Genomic DNA, 25,772 nt, shown 5'->3' with positions numbered 1-25,772 from the left:
CGGCCGTACCCGGGGCGGCCGGGCGTGGCGTGCCCGGCCGGCGGCCCCAAGAAGGCTCAAGCGATGCCCAGTTGCCGCTTCCTAGGCTGGCGGGCATGGACACTCTGGACGCTGCCGCCGAGGTGGAGCGGCTCGCCGCCGCCAAGTACCTGCTGTTCACCACCTACCGGAGGAACGGCACCCCGGTCGCCACCCCGGTCTGGGTCGCGCGGGACGGCGACGCGCTGGTCTTCACCACCGTGACGAAGACCGGCAAGGTCAAGCGCCTGCGCAACCGCTCCGACGTGCTGGTCGGCCCGAGCGACATCCGCGGCAACCTGCTCGGCGCCCAGGTCCCGGCCACCGCCGTGCTCGACCCGGCCCGGGCGCCCGCCTACCGCAAGCTGCTGCGGCGCAAGTACGGGCTGCTGTGCGCGATCGCGCTGACCGCGAACGTGCTGCGCTTCGGCAAGGGCGGCACGGTCGGGGTGCGGGTCACTCCAGTGTGAGCGAGCCGTCGGGCCGGCCGTCGGCGGCGAGGTCGATCACCGCCGTCCGGCTGCCGTAGGTCAGCCTGATCCGGTCCGGGCCGTCCCAGGCGGCGTCGACCCCGTCGCCGTACCGGAAGCCCGCGTAGGCGACCTGCCAGCGGCGGGTGGTCAGGCCGGTGCCCTGGTCGACGAAGACCCACTGGGCGGTGCTGAGCATCCCGGGCTCCTCCTGCCGGACGATCCGCCGGTCGGAGCGGTCGGGTGCCGGCCGCGTCGCGGTGGACCGCGGGTCGTCGAGGAAGATCCACAGCGGCACCGTCGCCGCGGCCGTCAGCAGCACGCCGACGCCCAGGACCACCCGGATCCAGGCCGACCAGGTGACGCAGTACAGCACCACCAGCAGCAGCGGCAGCGCGACGGTGCACAGCAGCAGCGGCCGGTCGAACCAGTCGCGCAGCACCAGCAGGCCGCCCGGGCGCTCGCTGTATTGCCCGACCGCACCGAGCAGGACGAGCAGCGCCAGCACGGCCAGGGCCGCGTGCAGGGCCCGGCGTTCTCCCGGCGTCTGCTGACTGATCACCATGCCGTCAGCCTATAAGTCCGCACACTTCGGGAATACGCCTGAACGAAAACGACCGGAGCTGTACGCTGCCGGGCATGTGCGCTGCCACCCGGATGCACCCCAACGAGCCGGTGGTCGACGCGGCCCTGGTGAGACGCCTGATCTCCGCCCAGTTCCCGCAGTGGGAGCGCCTTCCCATCACGCCGGTCGGCTCCGCCGGGACGGACAACGCGATGTTCCGCCTCGGGCCCGAACTCGCCGTCCGGCTGCCCCGGGTGGAGTGGGCGGCCGGAGACGTCCGCCGGGAGCACCAGTGGCTGCCCCGGCTGGCACCACGGCTGCCGCGGCCGGTCCCCGCCCCGCTCGCGATCGGCCGGCCCGCCGCGGGCTACCCGTGGGAGTGGTCGGTGCTGCACTGGATCGACGGCGTCAACCCCGCGGTCGGCGTCCTCGCCGCGCCCGACGCGCTCGCCCGCGACCTGGCCGGCTTCGTCAACGCCCTGCGCACCGTCAACCCGACCGACGCCCCGGCCGGCCACCGCAGCGTCCCGCTCGCCTCCCGGGACGGCGCGACCCGCGCGGCCATCGCCCAGCTCGCCGGCTCCATCGACACCGCGGCCGCAACCGCCCTGTGGGACAAGGCCCTGCGCCTGCCCGACTACGCCGGACCGCCGGTCTGGATGCACGGCGACCTCACCCCCGGCAACCTGCTGGTCTCCCGGACCGGCCGGCTCGCCGCGGTCATCGACTTCGCCCTGATGGGCGTCGGCGACCCGACCGCCGACCTGATCGCCGCCTGGAACCTGCTGCCCGCCGCCGCCCGCCCCGCCTTCCGCGCCGCCCTGCGTGCCGACGACGCCATGTGGGCCCGCGGCCGCGCCTGGGCCTTCTCGATCGCCCTGGTGACGATCCCGTACTACCGGCACACCGACCAGGCCCTGACCGCCAACGCCCGCCACGTCGTCCGCGAGGTGCTGGCCGACCGCAGCGTCTAGAGCCTAGGGCTCCGCCTGCTGCTCCTCGTCGACGGCCGCGAGCAGGTGGCGCACCAGGGGGTTGGGGTCGTTGGCACGCCAGGCGACGGCGACCCGGGTGCGGGCGGTGCCGGGCTCGACGCGGCGGAAGGCGACGCCCCGCAGGCGGATCCGCCGGATGCTCGCCGGGGCCAGCGAGACGCCCAGTCCGGCCCCGACCAGCGCGCACACCGTCTGCCACTCCACCGCGTGCTGCCCGATCCGCGGGGTGAAGCCCGCCCCGGCGCACAGGCCGGTGATCCGGTCGTACAGCTGCGGCCCGTCCTCCCGGGGCAGCAGCACGAACGGCTCGTCCGCCAACTCCGCGAGCCGGGCGGTCCGTCGGCGGGCCTGCGGATGGTGCGCCGGCAGCACGGCCACGAACGGCTCGGTGAGGATCGTCCGGAAGCGCAGCTCCGGCTCGTCCGTCGGCGGTTCGCGCAGCAGCCCCACGTCGATGCTCCGGTCGTGCAGCGCGGCGAGCTGCGGCGCGCTGGTCATCTCGCGCACGTCCAGGTGCACGGCGGGCCGGCGCTGCCGGAAGGTGTCCAGCAGGCCGGGCAGGACGGTCAGGGCGAGGGAGGCGGAGAAGCCGATCCGCAGCCGGCCGGCCTCGCCGCTGCCGACGGCGCGGGCGGCGGCCAGCGCGTCCGCGAGGTCGGTCAGCGCCCGCCGTGCGGCGGGCAGGAGTTCGCGGCCGGCCGGGGTGAGGGCGACGCCGCCGGGGTCGCGCCGGAACAGCGGGTGGCCGACCTTCTCCTCCAGTCGCCGGATCTGCTGGCTCAGCGGCGGCTGGGCGATGCCGAGGCGGGCGGCGGCGTGGCCGAAGTGCAGTTCCTCGGCGAGCACGGCGAAGGCGTGCAGCTGTGGGAGGGGGAGTTCGGGGCGCTCCATACCTCCAGGGATATCAGATCATCCCGCTCGGAGTGTTGGACGTATCCCCGCAGCCCACCTAGCGTTCCCGGCATGACAGAGCGACGCGCGATCCTCAGCGGTTCGACCTTCGAGGAGCAGATCGGCTACGCCCGTGCCGTGGTGGACGGCGACTGGGTCCACGTGTCCGGGACGACCGGGTTCGACTACACGGCCATGACCATCTCCGAGGGCGTGGTCGAGCAGGCCGAGCAGTGCCTGCGCAACATCGCGGCCGCGCTGGCCGAGGCGGGCTGCGGCTTCACCGACGTGGTCCGGGTGCGCTACCTGCTGCCCGAGCGCGCGGACTTCGAGCCCTGCTGGCCGGTCCTGCGCCGCTGCTTCGGCGACGTCCGCCCGGCCGCCACGATGCAGGTGTGCGGGCTCGCCGACCCCCGGATGCGGATCGAGATCGAAGTCACCGCCCGCCGGGCGGCGTCCTGACCCGCCCTCCTGACTCTCACTCCTGAGCCGCCCTCTTGACTCCACGTCACGATGTCGGCGTCGGTTGCTATGGTTCCTGTGCCACTAGGGGCAGGGGGAACGGACTTGGCACGGAACGTGATCGACGTCAGCGTGAGCCGGCGGGTGCTGTGGATCGGTGGCGACGCGTACCCGCTGCAGCACATCGCCCGGGCGCGGCAGCTGGTCTGGTGGCCGCCCAAGCGCTCGCGAACGATCATCCGGTTCGTCCGGCAGCTGTTCGCGCTGGTGTTCGCCACCGCCACCCTCGGCGCGCTCGTCCAGAACTCCCTCGAGAAGTCGCAGGCGGCGGTCGTCCCCGGCTTGCTGGTGCTCGTCGGTCTGGTCTTCATCGTCTACCGTCTGGTCACCAGGCTGCGCCAGCGGGCGCTGTACAAGCTGGTCATCGAGACCTCCAACTCCTCGACCACCGCGGTGGTGAGCCACGACCCGCGGCAGATCGGCGACCTGATCCAGATGATCATGGACGCGATCGACAACCCCCAGGCCGAGTTCGCCCTCCAGGTGGAGAACGTCCACATCGGAGACCGGATCAACCAGTACGGCAACCACAACATAGGGAAGCAGGTCGGCCGATGAGCGGCGACATCCACTTCGGCGACTCCGTCACCCAGCACGGCGACCACAACATCGGCATCGTCAAGCACCAGGCCCCGGCCGACCCCCGGGCGGCGATGCGCGAACTCGTCGCCGCCGTGCACGCGTTGCGCGGGCAGGTCCCGGCGGAGGACCGCGAGGTGCTGGACGAGTCACTGGAGGCCATCGGCGACGGCACCGCCACGCCGCCGTCCGTCCTGCGCCGCGCGCTGCGGAACATCTCCGGCGTCGCCTCCCTGGTGACGGCGGGCGCCCCGGTAGTGGAGTCGATCCGCCGGATCCTGGAGTCGATCAACTCCTGACGGCGCCGCGCCGACACGGCGACCGGGTAAAATCCCTTCCCGAGTCAAGGTTTCTGCTAGCCTGACGGCATGAGCGGACTGCGCGAGCGCAAGAAGGAGCAGACCCGGCGGGCCATCTCCGAGGCGGCCATCGCGCTCTTCCTGGAGCACGGCTTCGACCAGGTGTCGGTGGCGGAGGTCGCGGCGGCCGCCGAGGTCTCCAAGCCGACCCTGTTCTCCTACTTCCCCAGCAAGGAGGACCTGGTCGTCCACCGCTTCGCCGACCACCAGGAGCAGGCCGCCGAGGTCGTCCGCAACCGGCTCGCCGGCGAACCGGTGCTCGACGCCCTGCTCCGGGACTTCCTGACCGGCCTGACCCGGCGCGACCCCGTCACCGGCCTCAACGACCACCCCGCCGTCCTCGCCTTCACCGCCCTCGTCTACGGCACCCCGAGCCTGGCCGCCCGGGTCGGCGAGTACGTGGCCCGCGCCGAACGGTCCCTGGCCGACGCCCTGCGCGAGGCCCCCGACCTCCCCGAGCCGCGCGAGCTCACCGCCGCACTGCTCGCCGCCCAGGTCACCGCCACCCAGCGCGTCCTCGCCCTGCACAACTGGCGCCGCATCCAGGACGGCCGCACCCCCGACGACCTGCACGCCGAGGCCGCCGGCGACGCCACCCGCGCCTTCGACCTCCTCGCCCACGGCTACGGCCGGCCCGCCGCCGGCTAGCGGCCTGCCCTAGAGTGCCGCGCATGACGACGCGTCACCACACCTTCGATGCCCTGCACAACTTCCGCGACCTGGGCGGCTATCCGGCCGCCGGAGGACGGTCCGTACGGTGGGGCCTGCTCTACCGCTCCGACTCGCTCGGCAAGCTCACCTCGCCCGCCGACCTCGACAAGCTCCGGGCCCTCGGCGTCCGGACCGTGATCGACCTCCGCTATCCCTGGGAGATCGCCGCCAAGGGCCGGGTGCCCGACGTCGACGGACTGGAATACCACAACCTGTCGATCGAGCACCGCCCCTACGACCAGGCCGAGATCGACCCGGAGCTCGACCCATGGCGCTACCTCGCCGACCGCTTCGCCGAGGTCGCCGAGGACGGGGTGAAGGAGATCCGCCAGGTCCTGGACGTGATCGCGGCCGCCGACGCCCCGGTCGTCTTCCACTGCGCCTCCGGCAAGGACCGCACCGGGCTCATCGCCGCCCTGCTGCTCACCCTGCTGGGCGTCGCCGAGGACGACATCGCCGCCGACTTCGCCCTCACCGAGCTCGCCACCCCGCACTTCGTCGCCGACTGGCACGCCGCCCACCCCGACCGCGTCCTGCGCTGGCCCGGCTACGGCCGCGCCCCGGAGACCGTCATCCGCCTCACCCTCGCCGACCTCGCCGCCCGCTACGGCTCCGTCGACGGCTACCTCACCGGCACCCTCGGCATCGACCGCGACCGGATCGCCGACCTGCGCGCCCGCCTGCTCACCGACTGAGCCGCGCCGTTGCCCGCACCGGAAGTCGGACCGGCCGACTTCCCGTGCGCCTGCGGCGATAACTCGGTGGCGGGCAGGGGCGGTTTGCGACAACCATGCACGGTATGACCGAGCAACCCGCGCGATGGACCGAGGCGACCGTCTACCCCGACATGTGGGCCGACCCGGACGCAGACCCCCGCAACAGCGAAGGCCCCAGCCCCGACGGCGAACTCGGGACGCTGGAGGACTACCTGACGAACTACCGGCTGACCCTGCGGATGAAGTGCGAGGGCCTGGACGCCGAACAGCTGGCCCGCCGCTCGGTCCCGCCGTCGACGATGTCCCTGCTCGGGCTGGTCCGGCACCTGGCCGAGGTCGAGCGGGACTGGCGCAACTGGCTCACCGAGGACGAGCCGCTGCCCAAGCTCTACGGCACGCGGGACGCCGACTTCGAGGGGGCGGTGGCCGAACAGGCCGTGGTGGAGGCCTCGTTCCGGGACCTCGAACGCGAGCAGGCCGCGACGGACGCCGCGCTGGCCGGGTACGCCGACCTGGGCAAGCGGGTCGGGAAGGGCGGGATCGCGATCCGGGAGGTGCTGCTGCACCGGGTCGAGGAGTACGCCCGGCACTGCGGGCACGCCGACCTGCTACGCGAGTGCGTCGACGGCCGGGTGGGCCAGTAGCCCCTGGGCCGCTCTAGTGGCGACGCCCCCGGGCCGGCCGGCCGCCGGACTTGCCGGAACCGGAACCGGCCTCGGACGCGGACCCGGACCCGGCAGCAGACCCGGCACCGGACCGGGACCGGGGCTTGGCCGCCGGGGCCGCCACCGGCAGCGCCGTGGTGGGCCAGTGGGCGGGGCGGGTGAGGCCGGCCGGGAGGCGGGTGGCGGCGTCGCCGCGGGCGGCGTGGAGCTGGGCCTGGGTGAGGAAGAGGGCCGTACTGAGGTCGGCTCCGGCCAGGTTGGTGTCACGCAGGTCGGCGCCGATCAGGTCGGCCAGCCGCAGGTCGGCGCCGGCGAGGTCGGCGGCCACCAGGAGCGCCCCGCGCAGGTTGGCGCCCCGCAGGTCGGCGCCGCGCAGGCGGGCGCCGAAGAAGTCGCCGCCGCGGTGTTCGCGGCGGCGCGGGACGGCGGCGCGGACGAGTTCGCCGGCGCGCAGCAGGAGCTCGCTGACGCGCTGCCGGTAGGCCGGGACGTCGACGGCGAGGATCTCCTCGGGGGTGCCGCCGGCCAGCCGGTCGGTCTCTTCCAGGGCCTGTCGCAGCTCGGCGTGGAGGGGGCGGGCGGGCTCGAAGGTGAGCGCCTCGGTGAGGTACTGGAGGAGTTCGTGCAGCTGCCGCACGATCGGGAAGACCTCGAACATCGGCCCGGCGCTGTCCGGCTCCTCGCGCCAGCTGCGGCCACCGAAGGTCACCTGGGAGACCCGCTGCCCGGCGCCGAAGCAGTCGTAGACGGTGCAGCCCGGGAAGCCGCTCTCGCGCAGCCGCGCGTGGATGCCGCAGCTGAAGTCGGTCTGCAGGTTGCGGCAGGGGGTGCCGGCGGACTTGTTCATGGCGAAGTCGGTGCCGGCGGTGAACGGCAGGGCGGCGCAGCAGAGTCCGAAGCAGCTGCCGCAGTCGGACTGGAGCGGGGTCGGCGCGGCCGCCGTGGGGTCCTGCGGCGGCTGGGTCTCGCGCACGTTCCGGGGTCCTTCCAACTGGGCGCCGGTGCGGCGCCGTGAACCCCGAAATCCTACTGGGCAGACCACCCGATCCGCCTGTAAGGTATGAACTGCACAAGTGACTATTACATGCGAGGGTGGGCATCATGACGGAGCCGGGCATCAGGGAACTGGTCCGGATGTGGATCTCGGGCTGGGCCGTCTCGCGCGGCTCCGCCGAGCCGGTGGACCAGCCCTGGGGCTGGAGCATCGACGTCGGCGCGCCGGTCGGGGAGGTGGGTCGGCACGTGCTGCCCAAGCCGACCGAGGCCGAGGTCCGGAAGATCGCCGAGGCCACCACCGCGCCGACCACCTGGCTGAAGCTGTTCGCCGAGGGCGACACCGTGCGCCCCTGGCTGGGCCCGCAGTGGCGGCTGGACGCGCCGGGCTTCCTGATGAGCGTCCCGCTCACCCCCGAGCGGCCCGAGCCCCCGGCCGGCCACACCGTGACCACCTGGGAGCGCGGCGGAGTGCTCCGGACGCTGGTGCGCACCGAGGCCGGGCATCCGGCGGCCCGCGGCCAGGCGGGCCTGGCCGGCCCGGTGGCCGTCCCCGACCAGATCACCACCGTGCCCGAGTTCCGCCGCCGGGGCCTGGGCGCCCTCGTGATGCGGACGCTGCAGTCCGCCGCGTACGAGCGGGGCGCGCGCACCGGCGTACTGGTCGGCACCCCGGAGGGACAGGCGCTCTACACCGCGCTCGGCTGGACCACCCACGCCCCGATGGCGAGCCTGGTCCTGGAGCCGAAGCAGGCTGCGGCCTAGGGGCTGCCTTCGAACTCGCCCCGCAGGCGGGAGCTTGAAGGCAGCCGCTACGAGTACGGCAGCAGCTCGGCCCGCTTCGGCGGGCGGCCGTCGCCGGAGGAGCGGCCGGTCAGGCGGCGGCCGATCCACGGGCCGAGGTGGGTGCGCAGCCAGCGGGCGTCGGCGCGCAGGCGCTCGGCGCGGCCGGGCGGGGCGGCGACGGGCAGCGGGGCGCGCCAGTCGAAGGAGGCGGGGCGGCCGAGCGCCTCCAGCACGCCCTCGGCGACCCGCCGGTGGCCTTCCGGCGAGAGGTGCAGCCGGTCCTCGGCCCACATCCGGCGGTCGTCGAAGCAGGGCGCGGAGAAGAGGTCGACCACGGCGAAGCCGTCCTGCCGGCCGAGTTCCTGCACGAAGGCCTTCATCCGCAGGATGGTGGGCAGCAGCCGGGCGCCGCCCGCCATCCTGCGGGTGGGGTCGGTGCTGGTGAACAGGACGACGGTGGCGCCGGTGGCCCGCAGTTCGCGGGCGCAGTCGCCGAGCAGCCGTTCGACCCGGTCGATGTCGCAGCCGGGGCGCAGCACGTCGTTGAGGCCGCCGGCCAGGGTGACCAGGTCGGCGCCCATGGCGGCGGCCGGGGCGAGCTGCTCGTCGTGGATCTGGCCGATGAGCTTGCCGCGGACGGCGAGGTTGGCGTAGCGGAAGCGGCCGTCGGTGTGCTCCGCCGCCAGTGCCGAGGCGACCCGGTCGGCCCAGCCGCGGTAGTGGCCGTCGGGCAGCAGGTCGTCGCACATGCCTTCGGTGAAGGAGTCACCGAGGGCGACGTAGTCGACGTAGCTGCGATAGGGGGTGGGCACGGGCTGGCCTCCGCTCTCCTGGGACGGCTTCGCGGTCCGACGATCGTACGTGTGCGCCTGCGCGGCCCTGCGGGGAGGTCCCGCGTCAGGGCCCTGCGGGGAGGTCCCTGACCTCGGCGCTCATCGCGCGTCGAGCGTTCGTTTATCGGCCCGCGCCACCCTGGGGCCACGGGGCGGCGGCCGGCGACGGGGGCCTTGCCGCCGCCCCGCACCGCACCCCCCGCACCCCCCGCACCACACATACCCGGACCGCCCCGCCCGGACCGCCTCCCCGGACCGCCCCGCCCGGACCGCCTCGCCGGGTCGTCAGCCCGCGACCGCCGCCGCCTCGTCCCCCGACTTGCGGGGCGTGAACCAGTGCTCGCGCACGGCGTCGGTGGGCCGCTGCTCGCCGAGGGCGGTCAGGCCCCACTCCCCCAGTGCCTCGATGACGGGCCGCAGTTCGCGCCCGCGCTCGGTCAGCTCGTAGACCGTCGCGTTGGCCGGTCGTTCCAGTCGCCGCCGCGTGGCCAGCCCCTCGCCCTCCAGTTGCTTGAGCCGGGCGGCCAGGATGTCGGTGGAGACTCCGGGCAGGTCGGCGTGCAGGTCGGTGTAGCGGCGGGGGCCGCCGAGGAGTTCACGGACGATCAGGAGGCTCCAGCGTTCCCCCACCGCGTCCAGGGCGCGGGCGACGGCGCAGTACTGGTCGTAGCTTCGGCGTGACATGTGGATCAGCATAGCCAAAAGGTTGGACTTTCCAAGTGCCAACTTGGTAGAACAAAGCAGAAGCAACGGAGCGGTGGTGACGGTCGGGAGGCCGCAGGTGGAGTTTCGACAGTCCAGCAAGCTGAATGACGTGTGCTACGAGATCCGGGGCCCGGTGGTCGACCAGGCCAACGCCCTGGAGGAGGCCGGGCACACCGTCCTCCGGCTGAACACCGGCAACCCGGCACCGTTCGGCTTCGAGGCGCCCGAGGAGATCATCCAGGACATCATCCGCAACCTGCCCAAGGCGCACGGCTACAGCGACTCGCGCGGCATCCTGCCGGCCCGCCGCGCCGTGGTGCAGTACTACCAGCAGCGCGGGGTCCAGGGCGTCACCGTCAACGACGTCTACCTCGGCAACGGCGCCTCCGAGCTGATCCAGATGTCCGTCACCGCGCTGGTGGACGACGGCGACGAGGTGCTCGTGCCGATGCCCGACTACCCGCTCTGGACCGCCGTGGTCCGACTGGCCGGCGGCAAGGCCGTGCACTACCTGTGCGACGAAGAGGCCGAGTGGTACCCGGACCTGGACGACATCGCCGCCAAGATCACCCCCCGCACCAAGGCGATCGTCGTCATCAACCCCAACAACCCCACCGGCGCGGTCTACCCGAAGGAACTGCTGGAGGGCATCCTCGACCTGGCCCGCCGCCACCAGCTGATGGTCCTGGCCGACGAGATCTACGACAAGATCCTCTACGACGGCACCGAGCACCACTGCCTCGCCGCCCTCGCCGACGACGTGCTCACCCTCACCTTCAACGGCCTCTCCAAGTCCTACCGGGTGGCCGGCTTCCGCAGCGGCTGGCTGGTCGTCTCCGGGCCCAAGCAGCACGCCACCGACTACCTGGAGGGCCTCACCATGCTCTCCGGCATGCGGCTGTGCCCCAACGTGCCCGCCCAGTACGCCGTCCAGGCCGCGCTCGGCGGCCACCAGTCCATCAACGACCTGGTGCTGCCCGGCGGCCGGCTCACCGAGCAGCGCGACATCGCGGTCAAGGCGCTCAACGAGATCCCCGGCGTCAGCTGCGTCAAGCCCAAGGGCGCCCTGTACGCCTTCGCCAAGCTGGACCCGGCGGTGCACCGGATCGTCGACGACGAGCAGTTCGTGCTGGACCTGCTGCTGCGCGAGAAGATCCACGTCGTCCAGGGCACCGGCTTCAACTGGCCCCGCCCGGACCACTTCCGCTTCGTCACCCTGCCCCGCGCCGACGACCTGGAGACCGCCGTCAACCGGATCGGCCGCTTCCTGGCGACGTACCGGCAGGGCTGACAGCACGTACGCTCACCGGTCATGACCGTCCTGCGCTCCGTCGCCCTGTTCGTCCTCGCCGCGCTCGCCGAGATCGGCGGCTGCTGGCTGGTCTGGCAGAGCGTGCGCGAGCAACGGCCCTGGTGGCTGGCCGGGTTGGGAGTGGTGGCGCTCGGCGCGTACGGCTTCGTCGCGGCACTGCAGCCGGACAGCGCCTTCGGCCGGGTGCTGGCCGCGTACGGCGGGGTGTTCGTGGCCGGCTCACTGCTGTGGGGCGTGGCCGTGGACGGCTTCCGGCCCACCCGCTACGACGTGGTGGGCGCGCTGATCTGCCTGGCCGGGGTCGCCGTCATCATGTACGGCCCCCGGCGCTGAGCACCGGAGAGCCGACGCCGGTGCCCCGGGGTCGGAGTTCCGACCCCGGGGCACCGTCACGACCGCCCGGGGCTACCAGCCCCAGCCGCCGCCCTCGCCGTCGTCGTCGCGGCCGGAGTCCCAGCCCTCGCCGACCTTGCGCAGGATCGAGTAGTTGTCGATCTGCGTGCCGTCCTCGGCCAGCGCGGTGACCTTCATGACCGACTTCTGACCCAGGTGCGCCGGGGTGACGTCGACCTTGATAAAGGAGTAGCCGGTGTAGCGCACCCGCGACCACTGGATGGTCTCGGGGGTCTTCACCCTGCCCTTGCCCCAGTAGTAGGTGGCGACCTCGTCCCGGTGGTTCTCGTGCCCCTCGTAGGTGTCCGGCACGTCGAACTTGTACAGGCTGCGGCCGGCCGCGCCCGCGGTCACGTAGACCACGCCGTCCTTCTCGGGCTCGATGGTGGCGCCGCTCGGCACCTGCTTCGAGACCTTGTTGCCCAGGATGGCGTCGGTGCGCTCGTAGATGTGGTTGTGGCCGTTGATGACCAGGTCCACGCGGTACTTCTCGAACAGCGGCACCCAGGCCTCGCGGACGCCGCCCTCGGAGGCGTGCGCGACGGTGGTGGAGAAGGCGCAGTGGTGGAAGAAGACCACGACGAAGTCGATGGTCTCGTCGTTGCGCAGGTCCTTGAGGGTGCGCTCCAGCCACTTGGTCTGCTTGCCCGCCGAGAGGCCCAGGTTGGCCGGGATCTCGTAGGAGACGTCGTTGGCGTCCAGGGAGATGACGCCGACGTTCTTGTAGCGGAAGGTGTAGACGCCGGGCACGGTGCGCGGGTCCGGGCCGTTGTTCGGCAGGAAGAAGCGGGTGTTCTCGCCGCCGTAGCCGTTGGGCGAGTACCAGGCCTCGACGTCGTGGTTGCCGTAGGCGACCATCCACGGGATCTCGGCGGCGACCGTCTCGGTCTGGACCAGGAAGTCGTCCCAGGTCTTCGCGTTGTAGACGGACTTGTCCGGGTCGGTGCCGGAACCGGCCGGGTCGGCGTAGCAGATGTCGCCGGCGTGCAGGTGGAAGGCCGGCTTCTGGGCCTTGATGATGTGGTCGTTGCCCGCCGCGTGCGAGCTGACGCCCTGGTCGCCGAAGGCGGTGAAGGTGAACGGCTCGTACACCTTGCCCCAGCGGTGGTCGCGGGAGGGCGCGGTGCGGAAGGTGTGCAGGGTGGAGATCTGCTGCTGCGAGGCGGGGTCGAAGCCCTCGTGGCCGACACCGTAGTAGTACGTGGTGTCGGGGTGCAGGTCCTCCAGCGCCACGTGCAGGTAGTACTGGTCCACCGGCTGGCTGCCGGGGGTCAGCGCCGGGGTGTGCAGGGCGCGGACCTCGGCCTGCACCTTGTGGCTGAGCTCCCAGGGGGTCTTGCCGAAGCGCAGGAACGGCTTCTTGACCGGCGCCGGGACCTGCCAGGAGACCCGGAACTGGGTGTCCGGCTCGGGGCCGAACTGGAGGTGGCGACCGACCGGCGCGACCAGCGAACCGTCGATCCCGTCCGTCGTGCCGCCCGTCAGCAGCTGCGGGCCGGCCGGCGCCGCGAAGGCGGTGCCGCCGCCCAGGGCGCCGCCGACGGCGACGGCGCCGACGGTCACCGCACCGGCACGCAGCATCCGGCGGCGGGAGAAGCGGGCCCGCAGGTACTCGTGCTGCTCGGCCGTGCTCATGCGGTCGGCAAGCTTGGCCGGCACGCCCATGTTGGGGATATCCATGCGCGGGACTCTGTCAGCGGCGCGTGGATCGCACGCGGACGCGCGGTGAACGGGTCGCAGCGTGTCCCCCATTCGAACGCCAATGTTCGACCATGGTTCGGTAAAGGGCATGTCCGCGTCGATCCGACGCCGGATCATGACCGCCGCCGGCTGCGCCACCTGAGCGGATGTCGACGGATACCACGGCGAGGGGGGAACGTGCCGGAGGGTCAGGAGGGTTCGTCCCACTGCGTGGCGGTCCGGTTGCCGGTGCCGTCGCAGGTGCGGCAGATCTCGTCCCGGTAGGCGTGCTTGGCGCCGGTCGCGTCCACCCGGTAACGCACGTACTCCCCGGTGCCGTCACACAGGAAGCAGTTGCCGCCCCCGCCGCCCACCTCGGTGGTGCCGGTGCCCTGGCAGGTCCGGCAGCTGAGGCCGGCGGTCCGGCCGGTGCCCGCGCAGATCCGACAGACCGTCGTCATCGTCTTCCTCCCTCGCGCGGAACGGCTCGACGCCACCGGTCATGGTAGTGGTGCGGGCCGCCGAACCACCCCGGGGCCGACGATCTGACAATCGATCAGGATTCCGGCCCCGAAGTCACTCCGGCAGGGCCTCACGGACCCGGCGGGAGACCGAGATCAGCTGGAGGTCGAGCAGACCGGGCGGGTCGGCGAGGCCGGGGCCGCCCGCGCGCACCCAGGTCGCTATGTCGTCGATCATCTCGTCCATCAGCACGAAGCCGAGCCAGACCGGCCGCCCGCCCGCGGCCCGGCCCTCACCGGAAGGGCCGACCACCACCACGTTGGACTGGCTGCACACGTCCAGGCACTTGACGGCCCGGACCCGGCCCGCTTCTCCCACCGCCGTCCGCAGCCGCTCGTACTGCCCCGCGTGGTCCACGCCGGGGTGCTTCGCCTCGGTGCCGCAGCAGCAGCCGCGGCAGACCGTGACGGTCACCGGGGAGCCGGTGCCCCGCTTCCGGTCGTGGCCCTGGGCGCCGTCGCGGTCGCGGTCTCGGCGGCTCATCGGTTCTGGTACCCCTCGTGGTCGGCGGCGCGCTCTGCACCCGCACTGTATCCCCGGGGCCGAGCCGCTCCCCCGGCGCCCGCTGCCCCGGCGCCCGCCGCCCCACCGCCTTTTGCCCCACCGCCCGTTGTCCGGAGCCCGCTCCCCCACCGCGCGCTGCCCCGGCGCCCGTCATCCCACCGCCCGGGCCGCGGCCCGCCCTGCCGTACGGCCCGAGAACAGGCACCCGCCGAGGAACGTCCCCTCCAGCGAGCGGTAGCCGTGCACGCCCCCGCCGCCGAAGCCCGCCGCCTCGCCCGCCGCGTACAGCCCCGGCAGCACCTCCCCGTCCGGCCGCAGCACCCGCGAGGACAGGTCGGTCTCGAGCCCGCCCAGCGACTTGCGGGTCAGGATGTTGAGCCGGACGGCGATCAGCGGGGCGGCGTCGGGGTCGAGGACGCGGTGCGGGGCGGCGGTGCGGACGAGCTTGTCGCCGAGGTAGCGGCGGGCGCCGTGGATGGCGGTGACCTGGAGGTCCTTGGCGAAGGGGTTGGCCAGCTGCCGGTCGCGGTCCTCGACGGTGCGGCGCAGCTCGTCGGGGTCGATCAGCGGCTCGCGTGTCTTGGCGTTCATGCCCCGGGCGAGGTCGGCGAGGTTGCCGGCGACGACGAAGTCCCGGCCGTGCCGCAGGTGGCCGCGGACCGGTCCGGGGGCGCCGGGCAGGGCGCGGCCGAGCACGCCGCGCACGGATTTCCCGGTCAGGTCGGGGTTCTGTTCGGAGCCGGAGAGGGTGAACTCCTTCTCGATGATGCGCTGGTTGAGCACGAACCAGGTGTACTCGTACCCGGTGGACATGATGTGTTCGAGTGTCCCGAGGGTGTCGAAGCCGGGGAACAGCGGGACGGGCAGCCGTCGGCCGCGCGCGTCCAGCCAGAGCGAGGACGGGCCGGGGAGGATCCGGATGCCGTGGCGGGCCCAGATCGGATCGAAGTTCTCGATGCCCTCGGTGTAGTGCCACATCCGGTCGCCGTTGATCAGGCTGGCCCCGGCGGCGCCGGCGATGTCCAGCATCAGGCCGTCGACGTGCGCGGGCACGCCGGAGAGCATTCTGGCGGGCGGGGTGCCGAGCCGGGCGGGCCAGGCCTTACGGACCAGGTCGTGGTTGCCGCCGATGCCGCCGGAGGTGACGACGACGGCTTGGGCGCGCAGTTCGAAGTGTCCGGCGACCTCGCGGGAGCTGGCCTCGCCGCGGGGGGCGGGGCTGGGCTCCAGCACCTCGCCGGTGACGGTGTCGACGGCGCCCGCGGTGGCGGTCAGTCCGGTGACGCGGTGTCGGAAGCGCAGGTCGACCAGTCCGCGCGCGGCGGCGTCGCGGACCCGGCGGACGAAGGGCGCCAGCAGTCCCGGGCCGGTGCCCCAGGTGATGTGGAAGCGCGGCACCGAGTTGCCGGGCCCGTCGGCGAGGAAGCCGCCGCGCTCGGCCCAGCCGACCACCGGGAAGAACCGCACGCCCATTCCGCGCAGCCAGGACCGCTTCTCGCCCGCCGCGAAGTCGACGTAGGCCTCGGCCCAGCGGCGTGGCCAGGCGTCTTCGGGGCGGTCGAAGCCGGCGGTGCCGAGCCAGTCCTGCCAGGCGAGGGCGTGCGAGTCGCGGATCCGCATCCGGCGCTGCTCGGGCGAGTCGACCAGGAAGAGGCCGCCGAAGGACCAGTGCGCCTGCCCGCCGAGCGAGGCCGCCGGTTCCTGGTCGAGCAGGATCACCTTCCGTCCGGCGTCGGCGAGTTCGGCGGTGGCGGCGAGGCCGGCGAGTCCCGCTCCGATGACGATGACGTCGGCGTCCAGGGCCATGCGCAGTCCTCCGTCGCGGCTCGCGGTGGCGGCGGGTGGGGGCACCGCCGTCGCTGTGCGCCCGATACTGCGGCCTGCGGTGACGTTCGGTCAACCATTGGTCGACCGGTTGGTGACAACCGCGTGCATGAATTCCGCTCCACACCGTTTCGGAAATACCTCCGATACACGGTGGAGCGAAATTCGAAATGTCACGCGGCTCCATCTGACGGAATTTCGGCAATTTCTGCGCAAACCATGGACGCCCACGAAACCTGGCAGTAACTTACCTGCGAGTAGCTGTGGCCCGGCTCGGCACCACCCCCACCCGTCGTTTCTCTCCCCCAGGAGGAACCGTGCTCCGCCCTGCCCGGAATTCCCGGCACCTCCGCAATTCCACCGCGCTCGCCGCGGTCGCCCTCGGCGCCGCCCTGGCACTCACCTCCACCAGTGCCCAGGCCGCCACGCCCGCCCCGAAGCACCTCGTGGCGCTCGGCGACTCCTACGCCGCCGGCGCCGGCGTACCCGGCCAGTCGGCCGGCCTCTGCCTGCGCTCCGACCACAACTACGGCCACCTGGTCGCCGCCGCCCTCAAGGCCGGCGCGTACACCGACGTGACCTGCGCCGCCGCCAAGGTCAAGGCGATGACGCAACCCCAGTACGACGCGTTCATCAAGGTCAACGACCCCCAGCTGGGCGCGGTGACCCCCGACACCGACCTGGTCACCCTCGGGATCGGCGGCAACGACCTCGCGGCCAGCGACCTCGGACTCGGCGAACTGGTCGCCACCTGCATCGCCGGCGCCGTCGTCAACCCGCTCGGAACGCCGTGCAAGGACGTGTACCACCACGGTTACTGGGACTGGAGCACGTGGTCCTGGCAGTACGGCAACGACGACCTGGCCGAGCGGATCACCACCACTATCGCCCCGCAGGTCGCCGACACCCTCCAGCGCATCCACAGCAAGGCCCCCAAGGCCAAGGTACTGCTGGTCGGCTACCCGTCCGTGCTGCCCGCCGACGGCTCGTCCTGCGTGCTGCGCCAGCCCGTCACCCCCGGCGACGTCGAGTACATGCACGGCGTGCTCGACAAGCTGAACGCCGCGCTCAGGGCCACCGCGGCCGCGGGCGGCGCGACCTACGTCGACACCGCCACGCCGACCCGCGGACACGACGTCTGCTCGGACGACCGCTGGATCGAGGGCGCGCTGCCCGGCTCGCCCGCCGTGCCGTTCCACCCGAACGCGACCGGCGAGAAGGTGATGGCGGACGCGGTGCTCGCCGCGCTGCGGTAGGACCCGTCCCCAGGACCCGTCCCGCTCCCGGAAAGCCCCGAGGGGCCGGTGACCAGACCCCGGTCACCGGCTCCTCGGTTCGGGCCGCGCGTTGCTTCGCCCGTGCGCTGCCCGGCTTGTGCGTCAGTCGGACTCGGCCGAGGCGGCGGCCAGCCCGGCCGACCACTTCTCCTCGACGTTGCCGAACTTCCAGTAGGCGATCGCCGCCGCCCAGGTGAGCACGAACAGCCCGACGATCGCGTAGCCGACGAAGTTGAGGTCCAGCGAGCCGATCCAGGCGATCGGCCCGCTGGTGATGTCCAGCTTCTCGCCGAGCAGGCCGATCAGCTCGACCGAGCCGATGACCAGCGCGACCAGCACCGACAGCCCGGTGACGGTCAGGTTGTAGTAGATCTTGCGGACCGGCTTGGAGAAGGCCCACTCGTAGGCGAAGTTCATGAACGAGCCGTCGATGGTGTCCAGCAGGCTCATCCCGGCCGCGAACAGGATCGGCAGTGTGAGCAGCGCGTACCAGGGCAGCGAGAAGGCCGCCGCGCCGCCCGCCAGCACCAGCAGGGACACCTCCGTGGCGGTGTCGAAGCCCAGGCCGAACAGCAGGCCCACCGGGTACATGTGCCAGGGCTTGGTGACGGCCCTGGTCACCCGGCCGAGGATGCGGTTCATCAGCCCGCGCCGCTCCAGCTGGCGCTCCAGCTCGGCCTCGTCGTACTCGCCCACCCGCATCTTGCGGAAGACCTTGAGGATGCCGTTGAAGGCGCCCAGGTTGATCAGGCCGAGGAGCAGCAGGAAGGTGCCGGAGACGGTGACGCCGATCAGGCCCGTCATCTCGTGCAGCGTCGAGTCGTCGGACTCCACCTGGCCGGCCAGCGAGCGGATGCCGAAGGCCAGCAGCGCGCAGAGGCCGAAGACGATCGAGGAGTGCCCGAGCGAGAACCAGAAGCCGACCGACAGCGGCCGCTTGCCCTGGCCCATCAGCTTGCGGGTGGTGTTGTCGATGGCGGCGATGTGGTCGGCGTCGAAGGCGTGCCGCATGCCGAGGGTGTACGCGGTCAGGCCCATGCCCGCGCCGAACACCTGGCCGCCGACGGTGTAGTGCTCGGGTGCGACGAGCGCGAGCAGGGTGAACCAGCCGACGACGTGCAGCGCGAGGATGAACCCGCCCATTCCGGCCAGGCGGATCCACTCCTCACGGGTGAGCCGGTCGCGCCAGCGAGGGGCGGTCATCATCGGGTCCTTTCGGCGGAGCGGGCAGAGCCGGTCGGTGGAGCGGGCAGAGCTGGGCCATCTTTCCGCCTGGACACGCGCAGTTGCAAGTCATGCGCAATTACGGTCTGGTTTCTGCCCGACTCGAGATCCCCACGATCCGTACAGGGCTTCGTCACCTCCCGGGCCTTTCTCCGGCCGCTCTACGCGCGGATACTCCCGTTCTACGCGCGAAAACTCGGGCGCCGAACACCTCAACCCCCCACGGAGGAACGGCACATGACGATCCGCATTCGAACCGTCGCGGCCCTCTCCGGCGCGGCGCTGCTCGCAGCCGGTCTCACCACCCTCGCCCCGGCCGCCACCGCCGCCCCGGCCACGACCGCCTCGGCCGCCACGACCACCTCGGTGAGCGCCACCCCGCACCGGGTGCTGTTCGACAACAGCAAGGCCGAGACCGCCGGCAACGCCGACTGGATCATCAGCACCAGCCAGCCCGACCCGCTCGCCCAGAACCCCAGCCCCACCACCGAGAAGAGCTGGACCGGCGCGCTGTCCGCCTGGGGCGTCGCCCTCCAGAAGACCGGCCAGTACAGCCTCAAGACCCTCCCGGCCGGCTCGACCATCACCTACGGCACCGGCGGCGCGCTCGACCTCGCCAACTTCGACACCTTCGTCGTCCCGGAGCCCAACATCCGGCTCAGCGCGGCCGAGAAGACCGCAGTCATGAAGTTCGTCCAGAACGGCGGCGGACTCTTCCTGATCTCCGACCACAACAACAGCGACCGCAACAACGACGGCTGGGACTCGCCGAAGATCATCAACGACCTGCTGACCAGCAACGGGGTCGACAACAACGACCCCTTCGGCTTCTCGGTCGACCTGCTCAACATCACCACCGACAACCCGCGCGCGGTCGACGACGCCACCGACCCCGTCCTGAACGGCTCCTTCGGCACCGTCACCGGCTCCATCCTGCGCAACGGCACCACCTTCACCCTGAAGCCCGCCGACAACCCCTCGGTCAAGGGCCTGGTCTACCGGACCGGCTACAGCGGCAACACCGGCGCCTTCTTCGTCACCAGCACCTTCGGCTCCGGCCGGGTCGCCATCTGGGGCGACAGCTCCCCGATCGACGACGGCACCGGCCAGTCCGGCAACACCCTCTTCAACGGCTGGGACGACCCGGCCGGCACCGACGCCGCCCTCGCCCTCAACGCCACCGCCTGGCTGAGCAAGGCGTAACCGCCGAGGGGCCCTCGCCAGGAAAACGGCCGGTTCCTCCCCTAGGGTCGGAATGCCGACGCCCGCGGCGCGCACGTACGGACACCCGTACGACCCGCGCGCCGCGGGCCCGCCGGCGCCCACCCGGCCCGGGACCCGATGGGAGCGGCCATGCCGTCGTACCCCTTCCACACCACCCGCGAGGACGTCCGCATCCCGCTGCCCGACGGCACGCTGCTGGCCGGCCGGCTGTGGCGGCCGGTCGACGACGAGCCCGTCCCGGCGCTGCTGGAGTACTCCGGCGGCCGCCTCACCGACCGGACCGCCGCCGAGGACGCCCGCCGCCACCCCTGGTACGCCGGCCACGGCTACGCCGTCCTGCGGGTCGACACCCGCGGGCACGGCAACTCCGCCGGCACCCCCGGCGAGCCCGGCGGCGAACAGGAGCTGGTCGACGGCGCCACCGTGGTCGACTGGCTCGCCCGCCGCCCCCACGCCAATGGCCGGGTCGGCCTGCTCGGCGTCGGCGCCGCGGGCACCACCGCGCTGCGCCTGGCCGCCCGGGTGCCGGAGACCGTCGGCGCCGTGGTCACCGTCTGCCCCGAGGGCGGCCACCGGCTCGGCGGCGCCGTGCTCGCCGCCGACCTGCACACCCGGCTCACCGCCCTGGTCGCCGACGCCGCCCTGCCCCCGGACCCGCGCCACGTCGGCGACGCCTGGCGCGGCCGCTGGCTGACCCGGCTGGAGAACCTGGAACCGCCCGTCGACACCTGGCTCGCCGCCGGGGAGAGCACCGTGCCGATCTCCGTCCCCACCTTCGCGATCGCCGGCTGGGGCGACCCGTCCTGCTCCTTCGTGCTGCGCCTGCTCGCCGAGTCCCCCACCGCGCGCGCCCTGATCGGCCCCTGGCCGCACGGCCTGCCCGAGGACGCCCTGCCCGAGACCCTGCGCTGGTGGGACCACTGGCTGCGCGGCGTCGACACCGGTGCCACCAAGGAACCCGCCCTGCGCAGCTGGATCAGCACCCGCTGGGCCGGCGACGACGCCTGGCCCTCCCCCGACGTCCGCGAGATCCACTACGGTCTGGACGGGCCGCTGCGCACCGCCGGCACCGCCTCCGACGACCGCTACGTCCACGTCCGCTCCCCGCAGCACACCGGCCTCAACGCCGGCGCCTACCTCCCGCACGGCCGCCCCGCCGACCAGCCGCCCGACCAGCGCGAGGAGGACGGCCGCTCGGTCTGCTTCGACTCCCAGCCGCTGCCCGAGCCGGTCGAGCTGCTCGGCGCCCCGACGGTACGGCTGCGGCTGCGCGAGGGCGGGCCCGCGCCGCTGGTGGCGGTCCGGCTCTGCGCGGTCGGCCCGGACGGCACCTCGGAGCTGGTCACCCGGGGCGTCCTGATCGCCCCGCCCGACGCCGGGCCGGACGCCGAGGTGGAGCTGGCCGCCTGCGGCCGGACGGTCCCGGCCGGGCACCGGCTTCGGCTCGCCTTCTCCTCCGTCTACTGGCCGTGGGTGTGGCCCCCGGCGGAGGCCGCCGGATACGCCCTCGACCCGTCCCGGTCCACCCTGAGCCTGCCCGTCCGCCACCTCGCCGCCGACGTCGGCGCCACGCCCATCACCTTCGAGACCCCGGCACTGCCCGATCCGCTCGACATCCACCTCACCGAGCCGCTCACCGCCCGGCCCGAGCACCTCACCATCCACGACATCGGCCGCCACGAGTGGCGCACCGAACTCTCCCCCGCCACCGACGGCACCCGCACCCACCCCGACGGCCTGGTCCGCGACGAGCACACCGTCACCGCCTACCGCGTCCTCACCGACACCCCGCTCAGCGCCCAGGCCCGCACCGACCACACCGTACGGCTGGAGCGCCCCGACATCGGCTGGGACGTCACCGTCCAGACCCGCGCCCAACTGCGCTGCGACGCCGGGCACTTCCTCAGCATCGTGCAGCTGCGGGCGCTGGAGGCCGGGTCGGTGGTGTTCAGCCGCGAGTGGCAGCACCGGGTGCCCAGAGAGAGAACCTAAAAGATAGTCTTATGGAGTTGTCTTCCTTTCGCAACTTCCCTTATAAATGACCCCATGAAGACCATCGGCCTCATCGGCGGCATGAGCTGGGAATCCACCGCCGAGTACTACCGCCTGCTGAACGAACTCACCCGCGACCGGCTCGGCGGGCTGCACTCCGCGCAACTCGTGCTCTACTCGGTCGACTTCGCCGCCATCGAGCAGCTGCAGGCGGCTGGGCGCTGGGACGAGGCCGGAGAGGTCCTGGCCGCCGCGGCGCGGTCCCTGGAGGCGGCGGGCGCGGAGTTGCTGCTGATCTGCACCAACACCATGCACAAGGTCGCCGACCAGGTCGCGGCCGCGGTCGCCGTGCCCCTTCTGCACCTGGCCGACGCCACCGCGCTGGCCGTACGGGCGGCCGGCGCACGGCGGATCGGGCTGCTGGGGACGGCCTTCACCATGGAACAGGACTTCTACCGGGGGCGGTTGGCCTCGCACGGCCTGGACGTCCTCGTTCCCGAAGCCGACTCCCGCGCCCTGGTCCACCGGGTGATCTACGAGGAACTGTGCGTCGGCGTGGTCCGCGACGAATCACGGGCCGCCTACCGGCGGGTGATCGAAGAGCTGGTGGCGGCGGGCGCGGAGGGGATCGTGCTCGGCTGCACCGAGATCGAACTCCTGGTCCGGCCGGAGGACAGCCCGGTCCCGGTGTTCCCCACCGCTCGTCTGCATGCGGAGGCTGCCGTGGCCGCCGCCCTTGGCGACCGGTGACGGGAAACGGGCAGGAGAGGGAGCAGGAAAGGGGCTTGCACGGGGCGGCGTTCGAGGTGCAAGATCTTCCCTGACCGAGACACCGTCAGAGGAGGTGAGACCCGTGAAGGCTGTATCCCCGTGGGTGCTCCCCCTCTTCGTCACGGTCGGCGACTGACGTAGCCGTCGCCGGGAGCGCCTTCCTTTCTCAAGGCCCTTCCGAAAGGCACCAACCATGTCTGCTTTCCAGTTCACCGCCGATTCCACCGCGAACGGCATCCGCGAGCGCGACTTCACCGTGGGCGACGTCCCCGGCGTGATCTGGTCCCCGGCCACCACCGGCACCGACCGCGCCCCGCTGGTCCTGATGGGACACGGCGGCGGCAACCACAAGAAGCACCCCGCGATGTCGGGCCGCGCCCGGCTCCTCGTCCACGGCTACGGCTTCCACGTCGCCGTCATCGACGCACCCGGCCACGGCGACCGGCCGCGCACGGCACACGACGAGGCGGAAATCGCCGAGATGTTCCGGGTGCGGGCGGCCGGCGAGCCCGAAGGCCCCATCGTCGTCCGCTACAACGACCACCTGGCAAAGCTCGCCGTGCCCGAGTACCACGCGACCCTGGACGCCCTCCAGCGGCTCCCCGAGATCGGCACCGACGGGCCGGTCGGCTACTGGGGCATCAACATGGGCACCACGATCGGCATCCCCTTCGTGGCGGGCGAGCCCCGGATCACCGCCGCGGTCTTCGGCCAGCACTGGCCCGACGTCCTGGCCGAGCAGGCGAAGCGGATCACCATCCCGATCGAGTTCGCCCTGCAGTGGGACGACGAGCACATCTCCCGCGAGGACGGTCTCGCGCTGTTCGACGCCTTCGCCTCCAAGGAGAAGTCCCTGCACGTGAACGCGGGCAAGCACAAGGAGCTCCCCCGCTTCGAGGCCGACAGCGGCGCCCGCTTCCTCGCCCGCCACCTCACCAGCCGGACGTGACCCCACCGGTGCCCGGCCACCCCGGCCGGGCACCCGGCCCCGCAGGCCCCCCGGAAGCCGGGAAGCCCGGAAGGCCGGCCCCGGGGCGGCGATCACCCCTCCACCGCCACCTCCACGATCAGCAGGGTCCCCCGGCTGCCCGCCCGGACGGCGTGCCGCGCGCCCGCCGGCACGACGCACAGCTCGCCGGCCCGTACGGTCGACTCCTCGCCGTCCAGGAGCAGTTCGAGGCACCCCTCGGCGACGAACAGCACCTCGGCCGTCCCATGCACCTCCGGCGCCAGCTCCCGCCCGTCCATCCGCAGCACCTTCACCGCCGCAGCCCCGACCCGCCCCAGCACCTGGGAGTGCCAGGCCTCGGGCAGCCGCGCCGCCCGCTCGTTCACATCGACCACGCTCATGGCTCTGGACGCTACCCGGGGCGGCCCGGACGTTGGTTGACCGTTTCGTAAAACCTGCCAGGATCGCCGGGGTGAACGCTCGCGCACTGTACGAGGCCCTGCTCGACACCGACGGCCCGCCCGAGGACGTCATCGGCCCCTGGCTCGCCCGGGAAGGGGCCGGCGGCTACGCCGAGCGGCTCCGGACCGCCTCGACCCACCACCACTGGTGGGGTGACGAGGACGGCCAGAGGCTGCTGTGGGAGCTCTACGCCCTCGGCCGGGTCGCCGATGTCCTGCTGCTCGACCCGCAACCGCCCGCGTACCTCGGCCTGTTCACCGCGCTCGGCATGACGCCGTTCGAGGACGCCGCGCCCTTCGACCCGTTCCTGCACGAGATCGTCGAGGTCGAGCAGGCCGAGGACCCGCAGGCGCCGATCGAGGTCCTGGCGGTCCGCCACCCGGGGCTGATGCTGGGCGAGCTGCTGTTCAACCGCGCCGGGGTGCGGATCCGGGCCGGTGCGGCGCACGCCGAGCGCGGGGTGGCGGACCGCTCCCCGCTCTACTGGACCTTCCGCCGGGCCGACCGGCCCACGCGCGACCTGTCCCACGGCTGGGGCGGCAACTCCCAGTGGCGCACGGACCTCCGCCTCGACTACCGCACCCCCGAGGGCGACCACCTCAACGTCACCGAGGGCGGCTCGGTCGACGGCCGCCCCGACCTCGGCCACTACAAGGACCTCGGGCCCGACGAACGCCTGCTCACCCCTGCCGAACGGCGCGAACTCCTGCGCCACCGCTGCCTCCTGCGCACCCCCGAGGCTGCGACCGCCGACTCCCCCGGCTGGGCGGAGGAACTGTTCCCCTACGAGTGGCGGCTGCCGGCGGGGGAGGCATGAGCGGTTCCCGAGGCACGACCGGTACCCGAGGCACGATCGGTTCCCGAGGCACGATCGGGCCGGGAGGCGTGATCGGCCAGCACCTCGCCGATCACGTACCGGGCGATGCCCGTCATCCGCGGGCTGGTCTCGCGGTAGTAGGCCAGCTCCATCAGCGCGACGGACAGCGCCCAGCCCCGGCCGCGCGCCCAGGTCGCGTCGTGGGCGGCCACGCCCGCCCGGAAGGCGGCACGGGCCGCCACGGGGAGCACGTACCAGGCGGCGATCAGGTCCACGGCCGGGTCGCCGAGGCCCGCGCAGCCGAAGTCGATGACGGCGCTCAGCCGGCCGCGCCCGTCCAGCAGCAGGTTGCCGGGCTGCAGGTCGGCGTGGATCCACACCGGCGGGCCGGGGTGCCCGGGGGCCCGGAGTGCTTCCTCCCAGGCGTCGGTCGCAGCCCCGGTGTCGATGACGTCCGCCGAAGCCGCGATCGCCGTCCGGACCGCGTCGTCCCGCTCCGGCAGGGACTCGCTGCGGTAGGAAGCGGGGCCGCCGGCCGGGTCCACCCGGCGCATGGCGGTCACGAAGGCCGCCAAGTCGGCGGCCAGCAGGGCCGGTTCGGCCACCTGCCCGACCACCGGGTTCGCACCGTCGAGCCAGCGGAGGACCGACCAGGGCCACGGGCAGCCGTCCACCGGCCCGCTCCGGGCCACCGGTACGGGCACCGCGACCGGAAGCTCCGGGGCCAGGCGCCGCAGCCAGACGCACTCCTTCTCGATGTCCTCGACGGCTCCCGGGATCCGCGGGATGCGCACCACCAGGTCCGCACCCAGCCGGTACATCGCGTTGCTGGTCCCGGCCGTGGCGACCGCCTCGACCGGCAGGGCCGCCCAGTACGGGAACTGTGCGGCGACCATCCGGCGGACCAGGGCGTCGTCGATGGCGAGTTCGCCGGCGTGCATCGTGCGGGAGGAAGGCATGGCGCCCGAGCCTGCCAGCAACCATCGGCCCGGGCAACCGAATTAGCCCGCGCG

27 protein-coding genes and 2 pseudogenes are annotated in these 25,772 nt (G+C 72.8%); 17 read left to right on the top strand and 12 right to left on the bottom strand.

Annotation, left to right across the window (positions count from 1 at the left end; genetic code table 11):
- Positions 1-95: 95 nt before the first annotated feature.
- Positions 96-488 (top strand): PPOX class F420-dependent oxidoreductase, encoded by a 393-nt coding sequence (locus ACIBEC_RS14345; protein ID WP_360499340.1) that lies wholly within the window; start codon positions 96-98, stop codon positions 486-488.
- Here ACIBEC_RS14345 and ACIBEC_RS14340 read toward each other — a convergent pair.
- Positions 475-1,053 (bottom strand): hypothetical protein, encoded by a 579-nt coding sequence (locus tag ACIBEC_RS14340; protein ID WP_360499338.1) that lies wholly within the window; start codon positions 1,051-1,053, stop codon positions 475-477. The genes ACIBEC_RS14345 and ACIBEC_RS14340 overlap by 14 nt on opposite strands.
- Positions 1,054-1,127: 74 nt before the next feature.
- Between ACIBEC_RS14340 and ACIBEC_RS14335 the strand changes: the two genes are divergently transcribed.
- A complete protein-coding gene (locus tag ACIBEC_RS14335) occupies positions 1,128-2,027 on the top strand; it encodes an aminoglycoside phosphotransferase family protein (RefSeq protein WP_360499336.1) in 900 nt (299 codons plus the stop codon).
- Between the two features lie 3 nt (positions 2,028-2,030).
- Here the strand turns inward: ACIBEC_RS14335 and ACIBEC_RS14330 are convergent, their stop codons facing one another.
- Entirely contained in the window at positions 2,031-2,939 is a 909-nt protein-coding gene (locus ACIBEC_RS14330) for a LysR family transcriptional regulator (RefSeq protein WP_360499334.1), read from the bottom strand.
- Positions 2,940-3,011: 72 nt separating this feature from the next.
- Between ACIBEC_RS14330 and ACIBEC_RS14325 the strand changes: the two genes are divergently transcribed.
- The 6 genes from ACIBEC_RS14325 to ACIBEC_RS14300 all read left to right on the top strand — a co-directional run bounded on the left by ACIBEC_RS14325 (position 3,012) and on the right by ACIBEC_RS14300 (position 6,470).
- The gene (locus ACIBEC_RS14325; protein ID WP_360499332.1) at positions 3,012-3,401 is read left to right on the top strand and encodes a RidA family protein; all 390 of its coding nucleotides are present in this window, start codon (positions 3,012-3,014) and stop codon (positions 3,399-3,401) included.
- Positions 3,402-3,506: 105 nt separating this feature from the next.
- Positions 3,507-4,019 carry a DUF6232 family protein gene (locus ACIBEC_RS14320; RefSeq protein WP_360499330.1) on the top strand — a complete coding sequence of 171 codons (513 nt, stop codon included), beginning with the start codon at positions 3,507-3,509 and terminating at the stop codon, positions 4,017-4,019.
- Positions 4,016-4,339 carry a hypothetical protein gene (locus ACIBEC_RS14315; RefSeq protein WP_360499328.1) on the top strand — a complete coding sequence of 108 codons (324 nt, stop codon included), beginning with the start codon at positions 4,016-4,018 and terminating at the stop codon, positions 4,337-4,339. The genes ACIBEC_RS14320 and ACIBEC_RS14315 overlap by 4 nt, the downstream gene beginning before the upstream one ends.
- Positions 4,340-4,408: 69 nt before the next feature.
- On the top strand, positions 4,409-5,047 hold the full coding sequence (locus ACIBEC_RS14310; RefSeq protein WP_360499326.1) for a TetR family transcriptional regulator: 639 nt from the start codon (positions 4,409-4,411) through the stop codon (positions 5,045-5,047).
- 23 nt (positions 5,048-5,070) lie between these two features.
- Positions 5,071-5,805, top strand: coding sequence for a tyrosine-protein phosphatase (locus ACIBEC_RS14305; RefSeq protein ID WP_360499324.1), 735 nt, complete (start codon positions 5,071-5,073; stop codon positions 5,803-5,805).
- Between the two features lie 104 nt (positions 5,806-5,909).
- A complete protein-coding gene (locus ACIBEC_RS14300; RefSeq protein WP_360499322.1) occupies positions 5,910-6,470 on the top strand; it encodes a DinB family protein in 561 nt (186 codons plus the stop codon).
- A 163-nt stretch (positions 6,471-6,633) separates the two neighbouring features.
- On the opposite strand, the pseudogene ACIBEC_RS14295 reads toward ACIBEC_RS14300, so the two are convergent.
- A pseudogene (locus ACIBEC_RS14295) lies at positions 6,634-7,464 on the bottom strand (pentapeptide repeat-containing protein); the annotation flags it as partial.
- Between the two features lie 128 nt (positions 7,465-7,592).
- On the opposite strand from ACIBEC_RS14295, the gene ACIBEC_RS14290 reads away from it, so the two are divergent.
- Positions 7,593-8,249 carry a GNAT family N-acetyltransferase gene (locus ACIBEC_RS14290; protein ID WP_360499319.1) on the top strand — a complete coding sequence of 219 codons (657 nt, stop codon included), beginning with the start codon at positions 7,593-7,595 and terminating at the stop codon, positions 8,247-8,249.
- A gap of 47 nt (positions 8,250-8,296) precedes the next feature.
- On the opposite strand, the gene ACIBEC_RS14285 is transcribed toward ACIBEC_RS14290, so the two are convergent.
- Together ACIBEC_RS14285 and ACIBEC_RS14280 are read right to left on the bottom strand one after the other, a co-directional pair.
- Positions 8,297-9,082, bottom strand: a complete 786-nt coding sequence (locus ACIBEC_RS14285) for an SGNH/GDSL hydrolase family protein (RefSeq protein ID WP_360499317.1) — start codon at positions 9,080-9,082, stop codon at positions 8,297-8,299.
- Positions 9,083-9,433: 351 nt separating this feature from the next.
- Positions 9,434-9,787 (bottom strand): annotated as a pseudogene (locus tag ACIBEC_RS14280) (winged helix-turn-helix transcriptional regulator); the annotation flags it as partial.
- A 97-nt stretch (positions 9,788-9,884) separates the two neighbouring features.
- On the opposite strand from ACIBEC_RS14280, the gene ACIBEC_RS14275 reads away from it, so the two are divergent.
- Both ACIBEC_RS14275 and ACIBEC_RS14270 read left to right on the top strand, forming a co-directional pair.
- The gene (locus ACIBEC_RS14275) at positions 9,885-11,099 is read left to right on the top strand and encodes a pyridoxal phosphate-dependent aminotransferase (protein ID WP_360499315.1); all 1,215 of its coding nucleotides are present in this window, start codon (positions 9,885-9,887) and stop codon (positions 11,097-11,099) included.
- 21 nt (positions 11,100-11,120) lie between these two features.
- Positions 11,121-11,453: a YnfA family protein gene (locus ACIBEC_RS14270; RefSeq protein WP_360499313.1), complete on the top strand. Its 333-nt coding sequence runs from the start codon at positions 11,121-11,123 to the stop codon at positions 11,451-11,453.
- A 72-nt stretch (positions 11,454-11,525) separates the two neighbouring features.
- On the opposite strand, the gene ACIBEC_RS14265 is transcribed toward ACIBEC_RS14270, so the two are convergent.
- The 4 genes from ACIBEC_RS14265 to ACIBEC_RS14250 all read right to left on the bottom strand — a co-directional run bounded on the left by ACIBEC_RS14265 (position 11,526) and on the right by ACIBEC_RS14250 (position 16,025).
- The gene (locus tag ACIBEC_RS14265; RefSeq protein WP_360499311.1) at positions 11,526-13,193 is read right to left on the bottom strand and encodes a metallophosphoesterase family protein; all 1,668 of its coding nucleotides are present in this window, start codon (positions 13,191-13,193) and stop codon (positions 11,526-11,528) included.
- Positions 13,194-13,402: 209 nt separating this feature from the next.
- Positions 13,403-13,654: a hypothetical protein gene (locus ACIBEC_RS14260; RefSeq protein WP_360499309.1), complete on the bottom strand. Its 252-nt coding sequence runs from the start codon at positions 13,652-13,654 to the stop codon at positions 13,403-13,405.
- Between the two features lie 115 nt (positions 13,655-13,769).
- Positions 13,770-14,198, bottom strand: a complete 429-nt coding sequence (locus tag ACIBEC_RS14255) for a (2Fe-2S) ferredoxin domain-containing protein (RefSeq protein WP_360499307.1) — start codon at positions 14,196-14,198, stop codon at positions 13,770-13,772.
- A gap of 171 nt (positions 14,199-14,369) precedes the next feature.
- On the bottom strand, positions 14,370-16,025 hold the full coding sequence (locus ACIBEC_RS14250) for an FAD-binding dehydrogenase (RefSeq protein WP_360499306.1): 1,656 nt from the start codon (positions 16,023-16,025) through the stop codon (positions 14,370-14,372).
- 335 nt (positions 16,026-16,360) lie between these two features.
- Here ACIBEC_RS14250 and ACIBEC_RS14245 point away from each other — a divergent pair, with 335 nt between their 5' ends.
- Entirely contained in the window at positions 16,361-17,299 is a 939-nt protein-coding gene (locus ACIBEC_RS14245) for an SGNH/GDSL hydrolase family protein (RefSeq protein ID WP_360499304.1), read from the top strand.
- 123 nt (positions 17,300-17,422) lie between these two features.
- Here ACIBEC_RS14245 and ACIBEC_RS14240 read toward each other — a convergent pair whose 3' ends face one another.
- The gene (locus ACIBEC_RS14240; RefSeq protein ID WP_360499302.1) at positions 17,423-18,523 is read right to left on the bottom strand and encodes a HoxN/HupN/NixA family nickel/cobalt transporter; all 1,101 of its coding nucleotides are present in this window, start codon (positions 18,521-18,523) and stop codon (positions 17,423-17,425) included.
- 258 nt (positions 18,524-18,781) lie between these two features.
- On the opposite strand from ACIBEC_RS14240, the gene ACIBEC_RS14235 reads away from it, so the two are divergent.
- The 4 genes from ACIBEC_RS14235 (at position 18,782) to ACIBEC_RS14220 (ending at position 23,480) form a co-directional block, all read left to right on the top strand.
- On the top strand, positions 18,782-19,747 hold the full coding sequence (locus tag ACIBEC_RS14235; protein WP_360499300.1) for a hydrolase: 966 nt from the start codon (positions 18,782-18,784) through the stop codon (positions 19,745-19,747).
- 150 nt (positions 19,748-19,897) lie between these two features.
- Positions 19,898-21,760: a CocE/NonD family hydrolase gene (locus ACIBEC_RS14230; RefSeq protein ID WP_360499298.1), complete on the top strand. Its 1,863-nt coding sequence runs from the start codon at positions 19,898-19,900 to the stop codon at positions 21,758-21,760.
- A 54-nt stretch (positions 21,761-21,814) separates the two neighbouring features.
- Entirely contained in the window at positions 21,815-22,510 is a 696-nt protein-coding gene (locus tag ACIBEC_RS14225) for an aspartate/glutamate racemase family protein (protein WP_360499296.1), read from the top strand.
- A gap of 214 nt (positions 22,511-22,724) precedes the next feature.
- Positions 22,725-23,480, top strand: a complete 756-nt coding sequence (locus ACIBEC_RS14220) for an alpha/beta hydrolase (RefSeq protein ID WP_360499294.1) — start codon at positions 22,725-22,727, stop codon at positions 23,478-23,480.
- A gap of 92 nt (positions 23,481-23,572) precedes the next feature.
- Here the strand turns inward: ACIBEC_RS14220 and ACIBEC_RS14215 are convergent, their stop codons facing one another.
- Positions 23,573-23,881 (bottom strand): cupin domain-containing protein, encoded by a 309-nt coding sequence (locus ACIBEC_RS14215; RefSeq protein ID WP_360499292.1) that lies wholly within the window; start codon positions 23,879-23,881, stop codon positions 23,573-23,575.
- 71 nt (positions 23,882-23,952) lie between these two features.
- On the opposite strand from ACIBEC_RS14215, the gene ACIBEC_RS14210 reads away from it, so the two are divergent.
- Complete coding sequence (locus ACIBEC_RS14210; RefSeq protein ID WP_360499290.1) at positions 23,953-24,759, top strand: hypothetical protein; 807 nt, start codon at positions 23,953-23,955, stop codon at positions 24,757-24,759.
- Here the strand turns inward: ACIBEC_RS14210 and ACIBEC_RS14205 are convergent.
- Complete coding sequence (locus tag ACIBEC_RS14205; RefSeq protein ID WP_360499288.1) at positions 24,726-25,718, bottom strand: aminoglycoside phosphotransferase family protein; 993 nt, start codon at positions 25,716-25,718, stop codon at positions 24,726-24,728. The genes ACIBEC_RS14210 and ACIBEC_RS14205 overlap by 34 nt on opposite strands.
- Between the last annotated feature and the right edge of the window lie 54 nt (positions 25,719-25,772).

Origin of the sequence: Kitasatospora sp. NPDC051164, from assembly GCF_044455625.1 — a bacterium.
Lineage (GTDB): Bacteria > Actinomycetota > Actinomycetes > Streptomycetales > Streptomycetaceae > Kitasatospora.
This window is presented reverse-complemented; position numbering and strand designations above follow the sequence as displayed.

Coding starts and splice junctions, on each gene's coding strand:
- ACIBEC_RS14220 (WP_360499294.1), top strand. CDS start 22,725: ATGTCTGCTTTCCAGTTCACCGCCGATTCCACCGCGAACGGCATCCGC.
- ACIBEC_RS14300 (WP_360499322.1), top strand. CDS start 5,910: ATGACCGAGCAACCCGCGCGATGGACCGAGGCGACCGTCTACCCCGAC.
- ACIBEC_RS14225 (WP_360499296.1), top strand. CDS start 21,815: ATGAAGACCATCGGCCTCATCGGCGGCATGAGCTGGGAATCCACCGCC.
- ACIBEC_RS14290 (WP_360499319.1), top strand. CDS start 7,593: ATGACGGAGCCGGGCATCAGGGAACTGGTCCGGATGTGGATCTCGGGC.
- ACIBEC_RS14335 (WP_360499336.1), top strand. CDS start 1,128: ATGTGCGCTGCCACCCGGATGCACCCCAACGAGCCGGTGGTCGACGCG.
- ACIBEC_RS14310 (WP_360499326.1), top strand. CDS start 4,409: ATGAGCGGACTGCGCGAGCGCAAGAAGGAGCAGACCCGGCGGGCCATC.
- ACIBEC_RS14255 (WP_360499307.1), bottom strand. CDS start 14,198: ATGAGCCGCCGAGACCGCGACCGCGACGGCGCCCAGGGCCACGACCGG.
- ACIBEC_RS14260 (WP_360499309.1), bottom strand. CDS start 13,654: ATGACGACGGTCTGTCGGATCTGCGCGGGCACCGGCCGGACCGCCGGC.
- ACIBEC_RS14340 (WP_360499338.1), bottom strand. CDS start 1,053: ATGGTGATCAGTCAGCAGACGCCGGGAGAACGCCGGGCCCTGCACGCG.
- ACIBEC_RS14270 (WP_360499313.1), top strand. CDS start 11,121: ATGACCGTCCTGCGCTCCGTCGCCCTGTTCGTCCTCGCCGCGCTCGCC.
- ACIBEC_RS14205 (WP_360499288.1), bottom strand. CDS start 25,718: ATGCCTTCCTCCCGCACGATGCACGCCGGCGAACTCGCCATCGACGAC.
- ACIBEC_RS14240 (WP_360499302.1), bottom strand. CDS start 18,523: ATGACCGCCCCTCGCTGGCGCGACCGGCTCACCCGTGAGGAGTGGATC.
- ACIBEC_RS14315 (WP_360499328.1), top strand. CDS start 4,016: ATGAGCGGCGACATCCACTTCGGCGACTCCGTCACCCAGCACGGCGAC.
- ACIBEC_RS14325 (WP_360499332.1), top strand. CDS start 3,012: ATGACAGAGCGACGCGCGATCCTCAGCGGTTCGACCTTCGAGGAGCAG.
- ACIBEC_RS14215 (WP_360499292.1), bottom strand. CDS start 23,881: ATGAGCGTGGTCGATGTGAACGAGCGGGCGGCGCGGCTGCCCGAGGCC.
- ACIBEC_RS14305 (WP_360499324.1), top strand. CDS start 5,071: ATGACGACGCGTCACCACACCTTCGATGCCCTGCACAACTTCCGCGAC.
- ACIBEC_RS14345 (WP_360499340.1), top strand. CDS start 96: ATGGACACTCTGGACGCTGCCGCCGAGGTGGAGCGGCTCGCCGCCGCC.
- ACIBEC_RS14330 (WP_360499334.1), bottom strand. CDS start 2,939: ATGGAGCGCCCCGAACTCCCCCTCCCACAGCTGCACGCCTTCGCCGTG.
- ACIBEC_RS14265 (WP_360499311.1), bottom strand. CDS start 13,193: ATGGATATCCCCAACATGGGCGTGCCGGCCAAGCTTGCCGACCGCATG.
- ACIBEC_RS14235 (WP_360499300.1), top strand. CDS start 18,782: ATGACGATCCGCATTCGAACCGTCGCGGCCCTCTCCGGCGCGGCGCTG.
- ACIBEC_RS14230 (WP_360499298.1), top strand. CDS start 19,898: ATGCCGTCGTACCCCTTCCACACCACCCGCGAGGACGTCCGCATCCCG.
- ACIBEC_RS14250 (WP_360499306.1), bottom strand. CDS start 16,025: ATGGCCCTGGACGCCGACGTCATCGTCATCGGAGCGGGACTCGCCGGC.